Annotated in this window: 10 protein-coding genes; 3 read left to right on the forward strand and 7 right to left on the reverse strand. The window is 60.1% G+C overall.

Going from position 1 to position 12,011, the window contains the following annotated elements; all coding sequences use genetic code 11:
- Positions 1 to 55: 55 nt before the first annotated feature.
- The 7 genes from GAL_RS08380 to GAL_RS08410 all read right to left on the reverse strand — a co-directional run bounded on the left by GAL_RS08380 (position 56) and on the right by GAL_RS08410 (position 7,093).
- The gene (locus tag GAL_RS08380; protein WP_024097150.1) at positions 56 to 1,108 is read right to left on the reverse strand and encodes a dipeptidase; all 1,053 of its coding nucleotides are present in this window, start codon (positions 1,106 to 1,108) and stop codon (positions 56 to 58) included.
- Between the two features lie 204 nt (positions 1,109 to 1,312).
- Complete coding sequence (locus GAL_RS08385; protein WP_024097151.1) at positions 1,313 to 1,984, reverse strand: class II aldolase/adducin family protein; 672 nt, start codon at positions 1,982 to 1,984, stop codon at positions 1,313 to 1,315.
- 6 nt (positions 1,985 to 1,990) lie between these two features.
- A complete protein-coding gene (gene mtnA / locus GAL_RS08390) occupies positions 1,991 to 3,094 on the reverse strand; it encodes an S-methyl-5-thioribose-1-phosphate isomerase (protein WP_024097152.1) in 1,104 nt (367 codons plus the stop codon).
- Positions 3,095 to 3,176: 82 nt separating this feature from the next.
- Complete coding sequence (locus GAL_RS08395) at positions 3,177 to 3,467, reverse strand: MoaD/ThiS family protein (RefSeq protein ID WP_024097153.1); 291 nt, start codon at positions 3,465 to 3,467, stop codon at positions 3,177 to 3,179.
- A gap of 10 nt (positions 3,468 to 3,477) precedes the next feature.
- A complete protein-coding gene (locus GAL_RS08400; protein ID WP_024097154.1) occupies positions 3,478 to 5,748 on the reverse strand; it encodes a xanthine dehydrogenase family protein molybdopterin-binding subunit in 2,271 nt (756 codons plus the stop codon).
- Positions 5,748 to 6,230: a (2Fe-2S)-binding protein gene (locus GAL_RS08405; protein WP_024097155.1), complete on the reverse strand. Its 483-nt coding sequence runs from the start codon at positions 6,228 to 6,230 to the stop codon at positions 5,748 to 5,750. The genes GAL_RS08400 and GAL_RS08405 overlap by 1 nt, the downstream gene beginning before the upstream one ends.
- Positions 6,227 to 7,093, reverse strand: a complete 867-nt coding sequence (locus GAL_RS08410) for an FAD binding domain-containing protein (RefSeq protein WP_024097156.1) — start codon at positions 7,091 to 7,093, stop codon at positions 6,227 to 6,229. Before GAL_RS08410 ends, GAL_RS08405 begins: the two co-directional genes overlap by 4 nt.
- A 697-nt stretch (positions 7,094 to 7,790) precedes the next feature.
- Here GAL_RS08410 and GAL_RS08415 point away from each other — a divergent pair.
- The 3 genes from GAL_RS08415 (at position 7,791) to GAL_RS08425 (ending at position 11,971) form a co-directional block, all read left to right on the forward strand.
- Complete coding sequence (locus GAL_RS08415; protein WP_024097157.1) at positions 7,791 to 8,756, forward strand: TAXI family TRAP transporter solute-binding subunit; 966 nt, start codon at positions 7,791 to 7,793, stop codon at positions 8,754 to 8,756.
- Positions 8,757 to 8,933: 177 nt separating this feature from the next.
- Positions 8,934 to 11,543 (forward strand): TRAP transporter permease, encoded by a 2,610-nt coding sequence (locus tag GAL_RS08420; protein WP_024097158.1) that lies wholly within the window; start codon positions 8,934 to 8,936, stop codon positions 11,541 to 11,543.
- Positions 11,540 to 11,971 carry a universal stress protein gene (locus tag GAL_RS08425; RefSeq protein ID WP_024097159.1) on the forward strand — a complete coding sequence of 144 codons (432 nt, stop codon included), beginning with the start codon at positions 11,540 to 11,542 and terminating at the stop codon, positions 11,969 to 11,971. Before GAL_RS08420 ends, GAL_RS08425 begins: the two co-directional genes overlap by 4 nt.
- The last annotated feature ends 40 nt before the right edge of the window (positions 11,972 to 12,011 follow it).

Below are 12,011 nucleotides of genomic sequence, written 5' to 3' on the forward strand. Positions count from 1 at the left end.
CTTTTTCTTGTCTAACCGTGGCCCGTGCCGAGCAAGGGCGACCGCTTGTCGAATGTCAGGGATTGTCCCAGGTCGCATCCAGAACCCGGAGCCAATTGTCGTGGCACAGCTTTGCCATCAGGGCATCATTGATGCCGTGGTGACGCAAGGCGGCACGCAGCGCCGGAAGACCCGCCACGGTTTCGATGTCCTTTGGCACTGTGGCGCCATCAAAGTCGGAGCCGAACCCGACACGATCCTCCCCAAGCTGGGTGATCAGGTGATCAATATGGTGTAGCATGCGATCAATCGGAGTATCCGCGTCCATGCGGCCATCTTCCCGCAGGAAGGCCACGGCAAAGTTGAGACCGACCATGCCATCACTGTCACGGATTGCATGCAGCTGGCGATCCGTCAGGTTTCGGGTATGCGGTGTCAAGGCATGGGCGTTGGAGTGGGTTGCCACCAATGGCGCGTCACTCAGCTTTGCCACATCCCAGAACCCGGCCTCATTCAGGTGAGAAAGATCAATCATCACGCCCAGCTGATTGCAGCGTTGCACCAGCCGTTTGCCATCCGCCGTCAGACCCGGACCGGTGTCGGGAGATCCAGGAAAGCGAAACGGCACACCGTGACCAAATGGGGTCGGGCGGCTCCAGACCGGGCCGAGGGACCGCAGCCCCGCTTGATACAGCACCTCCAGCATGTGGAAATCGGTGTCGATTGCCTCCGCACCTTCCATATGCATCACGGCCGCCATCATGCCGGATGAGATGCAGTTGCGGATATCTGCGGTACTGCGGCAGATCTTCAGCGCGCCGTCCCGTTCCAGCTGAAACAGGCTTGCGGCCTGCGACAGAGCAACGGGCGCAGCATCTGGTAGAGCGATTTCATTGGGAAGGGGCAGATCGTAGCTCTCGGCCATCATCTCTTCGACGCTGTCGATACCGGCGGTATCCGGAATATAGATCGCGAAGAACCCGCCGCCAAAGCCGCCTTCGCGCGCCTTCACAAGGTCAATCTGGCGTCCACCGCTGCCCTGGAACCCATCCGCGCCGGATGAAATGTCGCGATTATGCAATCGCAGCAATAGATCGTTGTGGCCGTCGAAAATCAGAGGGTCAGTCATTTTGCTTCCTAGTTCTCTGATATGAGGTCGTATCTTTTGCGCTAACGCAAGGGAATTTACGCTGGTTTTCGCGATAAGTCAGAGCAACGCCCGAAAAGTAGCGTCTATCCAGCGGCATGCAGGGCGCTACAGGTCACCCTGTCTGCCACTAGCTCGACCGGGCCGGGAAGATGTTCGATTAACGCGCACGCGCGACTCAGGCGTTCAATACTGTTTCAAGCCATAGCTCGCGAACGCTGCCAGCGCTTCGTCAATCTGCGCGTGGCTGAGCAGCTTAGGCGTGCCGATGCTGCGTGCGCGAATGTAGGTTGCTGCCAGGTGTTCCAGCTCAGCCATCCGCCACATGGCGCGTGCCAGGGTGTCACCTGTACAAATAGCGCCATGGTTCGCCATCAGGCAGCCCTGGCGGTCCGCCATCGCATCCACAACATGCGCCGACAGCTCAGCAGTGCCAAAGAGCGCATAATCAGCGAGCGGAACATCATGCCCACCAAAAGCGGCCACCATGTAATGACAGGGCGGGATCGGCATATGGTTCACCGCCAGCGCGCAGCAGTTCACGGGATGGGCATGAACCACCGCCATAGCCTCGGGCTTGGCAGCCAGAAGCGCTTGATGAAACTGCCATTCGGAGGAGGGGGCAGGCTGACCGTCCCCCGCATCCGGTCCGCGATCCAACGGCATTCGAACAATCATCCCCGGTGTCATTGCCTCATAGGGCAGACCGGAAGGGGTGATCAGCATGTCCCCGTCGGCGATACGCAGAGAGATATTGCCGGACGTGCCCTGATTGATGCCGCTCCTGTTCATCTCAAAACAGGCGTCAATGATCGACTGGCGTAGCGCCGGGCTATCCTCGGGGGCGAACCTTGGCATGGTAGGTTACCCCGCCTTGCGGATAAGGTCGGGAAACAGTGCCGCCAGCCCCTCGGCAGAGGCATCGCAGATACCGCGCTCGGTGATAAGCCCGGTCACCAGTCGGTTTGGCGTCACGTCGAAGGCAGGGTTGCCGCAGGCGGTGCCCTCAGGCGTAACCTGCGCCAGAGCGATGCTACCGTCCTCCAGCACGCCTTGAACGTGGCTCACTTCACGGCTGTCGCGATCCTCAATCGGGATCTCTGCGACACCATCGGTAACCGTCCAGTCGATGGTGGGCGAGGGTAGGGCGACATAGAACGGCACCCCATTGTCTTGAGCGGCCAGCGCCTTCAGATAGGTGCCGATCTTGTTGCAGACATCGCCCTGCCGGGTGGTGCGGTCAGTTCCGGTTATGACCAGATCAACCTGACCATGCTGCATCAGATGGCCGCCTGCATTGTCCGTAATGTAGCTGTGGCTGATGCCATGGCTGCCCAGCTCCCATGCGGTCAGAGCGCCCTGATTGCGTGGCCGGGTTTCATCGACCCAGACATGGATCGGAATTCCGGCGTCGTGGGCCTGGTACATCGGGCTGGTGGCGGTGCCCCAATCGACGGTCGCAATCCAGCCGGCATTGCAATGGGTGAGCAGGCGCACGGGGTCGCCCGCGGGCTTGCGCGCGGCGATATCGCGGATCAACGTCAGCCCATAGGTACCTATGCGTCGGTTGATCTCCACATCTTCATCGGCGATGGCATGGGCCAGTTTCAATGCGGCCTTGGCGCGGTCTTCTTCAGGCAGCGGGAGCAGGGTTTCCATGCAGCGGTTCAAGGCCCAGCGCAGATTAATCGCGGTGGGGCGCGTGGCGTTGAGCTGCTCCCAGGCGGCCTCCAAGGCGCGATCGGAGGGATCCAACTCAGCCGCAAGCGCCATGCCGTAGGCCGCAGTCGCCCCGATCAGTGGCGCACCCCGCACGCGCATTTCCACAATGGCCGTAGCAAATTCGTCCAGCGTCGCGATCGCTTGTGTGCGGAAGTCATGCGGCAACCAGCGCTGGTCGATAATCATCAGGACTGCCTGATCTTCATCCCACCAGAGCGAGCGATAATGCGTGCCATCAACCTTCATGTGCTCTCCTCGATCCGTCGCGCTTGCGGCTTTTGTCGACTGTCCTAGCGGATTGGCCGGAAGTTGCAATCATCAAGCGGGCTCAACCACCGCGCAGCCGCTGTATAAGGTAGATTTCATTCTCCGGCTTGAGCGGCTCATCCAGACTGGTCGCGATGATACGGCCATCCACAGCAACCGAAACCCCAGCATCCAACGCAGGTCCAAGGGCCGGGTAAGCGGCCTTCAGCGCAGCAATCATTGTACCAGTGGTGGTGGCAGAGACCTCCACGACCCGCTGACCCTCTGCAAACCGTCTGAGGCCGGACCAAAGATGGACCGTCAGGCGCGGTGGGGCCGCGCCCTGACCTGTGGTGATATGCTCAGCCGCCATCTGCGAAGCCTCAACCGCTTTCGCCGTGCTGTTGATCCAGAGCGGCCAGGATACGCGGAGGTGACATCGGCAGCGCGTGCAACCGCACGCCTGCCGCCGCAGAGACCGCATTGGCAATCGCCGCCAGTGGTGGGCAGATGGAGGTCTCCCCCACACCGCGCACACCAAAAGGGTGGCCGGGGTTGGGCACTTCAACAATAACGGTGTCGATCATCGGCAGATCTGATGCGACAGGAATCCGGTAGTCGAGGAAGACCGCATTCTGCAACCGGCCATCCTCGCCGTAGATGTATTCCTCGTTGAGCGCCCAGCCGATGCCCTGTGCGGCACCGCCCTGAAACTGCCCTTCAACATAGGTGGGGTGGATCGCCTTGCCCGCGTCCTGAATGACGGTGTAGCGCGTCACAGCGGTTTTACCGGTCTCCGGGTCCACCTCCGCATCAACGATATGGGTGGCAAAGGAGACGCCCGCCCCTTCGGGCGTTGCCTCAAAATGGCCGGAAATGGGCCCGCCGGTCTGGCCCATGTCGCGGGTGATCTCAGCTAGCGGGACTGGGTCAAAATTGCCCGCATTGGGGCCAGAAGGCACAGCGTGGCCGTCCTCCCATTTGACCGCATCCTCAGGAATGCCCCATTTGGCGGCGGCCCGTTTGCTCAGTTTGGCAACCGCATCCTCGGCGGCCTTGATCGTCGCGAGGCCACTGGCATAGGTCACCCGGCTGCCGTGGGACACATCATTGTAGCCCAATGTTGCGGTGTCCGCGATGGTGACACGGATACTTTCATAGGGGATGCCCAGCACCTCTGCCGCCATCAGCGCCATCGAGGCCCGGGAGCCACCGATATCCGGTGTCCCGACCGAGATCTGGCAGGTGCCGTCCTCAGACAGGGACAGCGAAACGGAGGTCTCGCCCCCATGGTTGAACCAGAACCCGCAGGACACCCCACGCCCCTGACCGGGTTTGAGCGGGGCGCTATAGTGCGGGTGGGCCTTTGCCGCTTCAAGTGTTTCCACCAATCCGATCCGATCAAATCGCGGCCCATAGGATGCCTTGGTGCCTTCCCGCGCGGCGTTCTTCAGGCGCACCTCAATCGGATCCAGGTCCAGCTTGCGGCACAGCTCATCAATCACAGATTCCACCGCATAGGCCGCCATCGGCGACCCCGGCGCGCGGTAGGCGGCCTGTTTCGGGCGGTTGCTCATGACGTCATAGCCGATCTGCTGAACGTTCTTCAGATCATAGGGCGCGAAGGCACACATGGCGGTCATATCTGCCGGCGCGCCGGGGAAGGCCCCGCCTTGCAGCCGGAAAGTGCCCTGTGCCGCAGTGATGGTGCCATCTGAGGTCATGCCGATCTTGATATCCATCGAGGTCGAAGCGGTGGGCCCAGTGGCGCGGAAGACCTCAGGTCGGCTCATCACCAGCTTGACCGGGCGGTTTGCCTTGCGCGACAGGGCGAGTGCCACGGGTTCGATGAACACGGTGGTCTTGCCGCCAAAGCCGCCACCGATTTCCGATGCGGTCACGCGCAGCTGTGATGTCTCAATGCCCAACAACGCCGCGCAGTTCTTCTGCACATACCAATGCCCCTGGGTGCAACACCACAGCTCGCCTTTGCCGTCTTGCCCCAGTTGGGCCAGACAGGCATGTGGTTCAATGTATCCCTGATGCGTCGCCTCGGTGACGAAGTGCTCTTCGACCACCAGATCGGCCTTGGCAAAGCCTGCATCGACATCGCCGTGACCGCTTTCGTGATAACGCACCACATTTGGGTGCATCCCGTCAGGTACGGAGTAATCGGCGGCCCCGTCACGGATCACTGGCGCATCCTGCGCCATGGCCTTGTCGACATCCGTCACATGAGGCAGCACCTCATAGTCAACCTCAATCAGTTTGAGCGCGTCACGTGCGGCGAGGGCGGAGGTTGCCGCGACCGCGGCCACCGCATGACCATCATAGAGCGAGGTATCGCCCGCCATCACGTTTTCAAGCACATTCCATTGTTCGCCCTTCAGCCCCGGTGCAGGCTGGATCTCATCGGAGAAATCGGCGCGGGTCACAATCGCCTTCACATCGCCCAGCGCCTCGGCCTTGCTGGTGTCGATATGTTTGATCCTTGCATGAGCATGGGGGCTGCGCAGAATGGCGCCAAACAACATCCCCGGCGCCGTCACATCGGCGCCAAAACGCGCCTTGCCAGTGACCTTGTCCAGACCATCGGGGCGATTGGGGCGAGTCCCCACTTGGGTGAAGTCGGTTTTTTGTTGATCCAGAGCCATTATGACGCCTCCCGCATCTCTGCTGCCGCGTCCATCACGGCGCGAATGATCTTATCGTAACCGGTGCACCGGCAGAGGTTGCCCGCCAGCCAATAGCGCACTTCGGTTTCGGTCGGATCGGGATTTTTCTCCAGCAAGGCCTTGGCCGCCACCAGAATACCCGGCGTGCAGATCCCGCATTGCAAGGCCGCATGGTCGATGAATTTCTGCTGGAGCGGATGCAGGGTCTCGGCCTCGGCAATGCCCTCAACCGTGGCAATCTCCTGACCTTCTGCCTCAACCCCGAGGACGAGACAGGAACAGACCAGCCGCCCATTCAGCGTGACCGAACAGGCCCCGCAGTCACCCGTGCCGCAGCCTTCCTTGGCGCCCGTGAGGTTCAACCGGTCGCGCAGCACATCCAGCAAGGTTTCGCGCGGATCGCAGAGATAGTCGACCCCATCGCCATTGATGGTGGCCGAGACGTGGATTTTCGAGCTCATGCTGTGTCTCCCTTGGCACGGGTATAGGCGATTTCGGCAGCGCGGCGGGCCATCACGCCCGTGACTTGCGTGCGAAAGGCGATGGTGCCGCGTTTATCGGTGATCGGTGAACAGGCATCAGAGGCAGCGGTGGCCAGACGCTCCAGTGCTGCTGCATCCAAAGTAGAGCCAATCAGTGCATCGGCACAGGTCTGAACCAGCAGGACGGTCGGTGCGACGGCCCCCAGCGCAACACGGGCATCGGCAATGGTGTCGCCCTCCAACCTTAGCCAGACGCCGCAACCAACAACTGCGATATCCATTTCGGTGCGCGGAATGAACCGCAGATAGGCATCGCCTTGATGCGGTTGAGTGGCGGGCAGATGCACGGCTGTGATCAATTCACCGCGCTTGAGTGTGGTCTTACCGGGGGCGGCGGGGATATCCGCAACAGTGCAACGGCGCGTACCATCGGGGCCGGTAATGCTGACAGTTGCGTTCGCGGCAACCATCGCCGGCACGCTATCCGCCGCTGGCGAGGCATTGCACAGATTGCCAGCCAACGTGGCGCGGCCCTGCACTTGGGTTGAGCCGATCAGATCCATCGCCTCAACCACACCGGGCCAGGAAGCACATAGGGCAGGGTGCTCACTCATCTCGGCGCCGGCCACGGCGGCGCCGATCGTCCAACTGCCATCGTCGTCCTGCCGGATGTCCCGTGCCCCCGCAATTGACTTAATGTCAATCAGCGTATCTGGCGTGACGATATCGGCCCGCATCTGAACCAGCACATCTGTGCCGCCGGCCAGAACACGGGTTACACCCTTGGCTGAGGCCGCCAGCTCTGCCGCCTCGGCAAAGCTGCTGGGTCGGTGATATTCCATTGGAACTGTCCTTCTGCTGGCCTTGCTGCTGGCGACTGCGGTTGAAACCGGGGACCCCGCGTGGGAACAAGGTTAGGCATGGTGTTGACCCCGTGATCCCCGAACGTGGCGTGTGTCCGCAAGGTCATCTTGCGATCAGACGTGCGCTTGGGCAAGCCACCATCACGCCTTCGCCGGAGTATAAGCGCGAAAACCGTTCGAACAGGCCGCCATATTCGCACTCCGATCGGATCATCAGTGGTTTCCGATCAGCGGCACCTTACGATCCCAATGGGGAAGCTTTTACGGTTTTGCCCCTTGCGGTGTCGTATCCACTCTTTTATGGCGTCGGCGTTCCTGAATTTTTTCGAAAAATATCGCCGTCAAAGGGGTTTGACAGGCAGAGTTGGCTTGCACTTCGGTGTGACAATCTGCCACAGTGCGACGAATCCAAAGGATGTGTGTACGGGGGAAAATTCCAGCATCAGTATCAGATACGCAGAAACCCTGCGCCTGTGGGCTGAAGGCAAGAGTGCGAGCCTTGACTTGGCCGGATGCGCCTGAAACGCTTAAACCTCTAGACCTGCCGGAAATTGTTGCCAGAACGCGCGACAAGTCACACCTGGCGTCTACATGTCCCCAAGGGTTCAACGACCCTCAGCCGCGACTTATGCGGCTCAACGGTTTCGACGACAAAAAAAGTGGGAGAACAACACATATGACCAACACAAAGCTGGCCGTTAGCGCCCTTGTAGCAACTGCCTTTATGGCGCCTGCTGCAATGGCAGAAGAATTCATCACAATCGGTACCGGCGGTGTGACCGGCGTGTACTACCCGACCGGTGGCGCGATCTGTCGTCTGGTCAACAAGACCCGCAAAGAACACGGCATTCGTTGCTCCGTGGAATCCACTGGCGGCTCTGTCTACAACATCAACACCATCCGCGAAGGCGAGCTGGAGTTTGGCGTGGCGCAGTCTGACTGGCAGTATCACGCCTATAACGGCACCTCCAAATTCGAAGATCAGGGCGCCTTTGAAGGTTTGCGCGCGGTATTCTCCGTGCATCCCGAACCCTTTACCGTTGTGGCTCGCGCCGATGCCGGTGTGACCAGCTTTGACGACCTGCAGGGCAAGCGCGTCAACATCGGCAACCCCGGTTCCGGTCAGCGCGGCACCATGGAAGTGCTGCTGGAAGCCAAAGGCTGGGGCATGGATAGCTTTGCGCTGGCAACCGAGCTGAAGGCGGCAGAACAGTCGGCTGCGCTCTGCGACAACCAGATCGACGCGATGGTCTACACCGTTGGTCACCCCTCCGGCTCCATTCAGGAAGCCACCACAGCCTGTGACTCCGTTCTGGTGACTGTTGATGGGGAAGCCGTTGAAAAGCTGATCGCCGACAATTCTTTCTACCGGACCGCAACCATCCCCGGTGGCATGTACCGTGGCTCCGACGCGGATGTGAACACATTCGGCGTTGGCGCGACCTTTGTCACCTCCGATCAGGTCTCCGACGAGGCGGTCTATACCGTGGTGAAAGCGGTCTTCGAAAACTTCGATGACTTCAAAAAGCTGCACCCTGCATTCGCCAACCTTAAGCCTGAGGAAATGGCAACCGCAGGCCTGTCCGCGCCGCTGCATCCCGGTGCCGCGAAATACTACAAAGAGCAGGGCTGGGTCGAGTAACCCATCTCTGATGATTGCAACGGGGCGCCAATGGCGCCCCGTTTTGCCCTTGCCGTGAAGGCTTTGCCCTTTGCCATGAAGCGCTGAAACTCCACCAGGGAGCAGGGCGCGTCGGGGCCAAGGGCAACACCCAAGAATAACCGGCCGCAGAGTTAGACGGCCTCAGGGGGATACTCCATGACATCCGATGTCCAAGGAAATCGACCGCTTACCGAAGAAGAGCTGCAAGACCTCGTCGCATCTTCCGATGCCGGCGCACGCAACCCGGTTGGGTCGGTTGGGCTGTTTCTGGCGATTGTCGCCGTAATATGGTCGGTCTTTCAGGTGGTACTGGCCTCGCCAGTTTCAAACCTTTTGCTGCCCGGCAGCGTGGTGAACAACTCACGCCAGATCCATTTGGCTTTTGCGATCTTCCTGGCCTTTGCGGCCTATCCCGCGCTGAAATCCAGCCCACGTAACTACATCCCAATCCAGGATTGGATCATGTCGATCGTCGGAGCAGTGATCGCGCTCTATGGTTACATTTTCTACCAGAAAATCGTGAATTCCGGCGGGCTTGCCGATGATACGGACAAATGGGTGGCCCTAATCGGGCTGTTGTTGTTGTTCGAAGCGGCACGCCGCGCGCTGGGGCCGGCTATGGCGATCATTGCTTGTGTGTTTCTGGCCTATGTGTTCTTCGGCTCCTCCGACTGGGTACCGGAAGTCATCCGCTGGAAGGGCGCGAGCCTGAAAAAAGCGATGAGCCATATGTGGATCACCTCTGAGGGCGTGTTCGGCATCGCGCTGGGTGTCTCCACCAAGTTTGTCTTCCTCTTCGTGCTGTTCGGTGCGCTTCTGGATAAGGCAGGGGCCGGCAATTACTTCATCAAGATGGCCTTCGGCGCGCTTGGCCATCTGCGGGGCGGTCCGGCAAAGGCTGCGGTGGTTGGGTCAGCTGCTACTGGTCTGATTTCCGGCTCTTCCATCGCCAATGTTGTGACCACCGGCACTTTCACCATTCCGCTGATGAAGCGCGTGGGCTTCAGTTCAGAGCAGGCCGGTTCGGTCGAAGTTGCCTCTTCGGTGAACGGCCAGATCATGCCGCCGGTGATGGGCGCTGCGGCCTTCCTGATGGTGGAATACGTCGGCATTTCCTATGTCGAGGTGATCACCCATGCCTTCCTGCCGGCCGCGATTTCCTACATCGCGCTGGTCTATATCGTCCATCTTGAGGCGGTGAAGCGCAACATGCCCACGCTTGGCAACCGCGTTGTGTCTATGGGACGGACCATCGGCGGTATGGCTGCGTTCTTTGCCGGGTTTGCTGCACTTTGCTACGGCATCCAATACCCGATCAAAGCAATTACCGCAGCCATCCCCGGGGCCTCTGGCCTTGTGCTGTCGCTCTTGGTGGTTGCAGCCTATCTGGGGCTATTGTGGCTGGCGGCCGGGACCGATGATCTGGTACCTGATGACCCCAATGCAGCTGAGGTGGAACTGCCGGTTGTGGGCGAGATCTACAAGGCGGGTTTGCACTACCTGCTGCCAATCATCGTCTTGGTCTACTTCCTGATGATTGAGCAGAAGTCGCCGGGTCTATCAGCCTTTTGGGCGACTGCTCTGCTGTTTGTGATCCTGTTGACCCAAAAACCGCTGAAAGCGCTGTTCCGAGGGCAAAGCACCTTGGCGCACAGCTTCCTGGATGGGGTGCATGATCTGTGGAATGGGCTGATCGACGGCGCGCGCAATATGATCGGGATTGCCCTGGCCACGGCCACAGCAGGCGTCATCGTCGGCACTGTAACGCTGACCGGCGTTGGTCAGGTGATGTCGGAACTGGTGGAATTGATGTCCGGCGGCAATCTGATCCTGATGCTGATCATGGTCGGCCTTCTGTCGCTGGTTCTTGGCATGGGCCTGCCGACCACGGCCAACTATATCGTGGTGTCCTCTCTGATGGCGGGCGTTGTGGTTGAACTTGGTGCACAATCCGGGCTGGTGGTGCCGCTGATCGCGGTACATCTCTTTGTGTTCTACTTCGGGATCATGGCGGATGTGACACCACCTGTGGGTCTGGCCAGCTTTGCCGCCGCTGCGGTGTCGGGGGGCGATGCCATTCGCACCGGCTTTGTTGCGTTCTTCTACAGTCTGCGCACGGTGGCGCTGCCCTTTGTCTTCATCTTCAACACGGATCTTCTGTTGATTGATGTAGGCTGGGTGCAGGGCATTCTGGTTGCGATTTCTGCAACCATCGCCATTCTTGCTTTCACGGCTGGCACGATGAACTATTTCATCACCCGCAACCGCATCTACGAAAGTGTCCTGCTGGTGCTGGTCGCCTTTTCCCTGTTCCGCCCGGACTTCTTCATGAACCGGCTGATGCCTCCGTTTGCCAGCACCGATCCGGCAGCTTTGGTGGAGACCGTTGCCGCGGCCCCTGCGGGGAGCGAGTTGCGGATCACCGTGGAGGGTCCTGACTTCGACACCGGAGAGCAGAAGAGCACCACGCTGATCCTGCCGGTCGCTGATGGTGGCGATGGTCAGGCGCAGGTTGATGCCTTTGGCCTGATGTTGCTGCCTGAGGATGGTGTGGTCAAACTGGATGAACCGATGTTTGGTACGCCTGCGCAATCCGGCATGGACAGCTTCGATTTCTACGGTGACGAACCTGTCCGCCTGCTGAGTGTGCAGGCGCCGGCAGACCAACTGCCCAAGGAATTGATCTTCATCCCGGCGCTGCTGCTACTGGCGATGATCGCCTTCTTGCAGCGCGCACGGGCCAGCAAGGAAGGAGTCCCAGCATGAGCAAATCCGTTCTCTGCGCATTGGAACTGAGCGACAAGACCATTGATGCCAAGGTGCTGCGCGAAGCGGCGCGGCTGGCGGATATGGATGGTGCGCAGCTGGATGTGGTCAACGTCCTGCCCGATTTTGGCGAGAGCTGGGTGTCGGGGTTCTTTGAGGACCATCACCACGACCGCGCTGTGAAGGAAACCGCCGACCACCTGGGTAAGCTCTGTGAGGAGACCCTGGGAGGCGAGCGCAATGCCAAGGTGCGCCATGTGGTTGCCACCGGCAAAGCCTATCAGGAGATCCTGAAGGTCGCCGACAAGGCTGGCACGGATCTGATTGTAATTGGCGCCCATAAGCCGGAGCTGTCGGATTACCTACTGGGTCCCAATGCGGCACGGGTGATCCGGCATTCGACCTGTTCGGTCTATGTGGTGCGCTGATCAACCGATCCGAATTTACTGCCAACTCATGAGAAAGGGG

Origin of the sequence: Phaeobacter gallaeciensis DSM 26640 (assembly GCF_000511385.1) — a bacterium.
GTDB classification, from domain to species: domain Bacteria; phylum Pseudomonadota; class Alphaproteobacteria; order Rhodobacterales; family Rhodobacteraceae; genus Phaeobacter; species Phaeobacter gallaeciensis.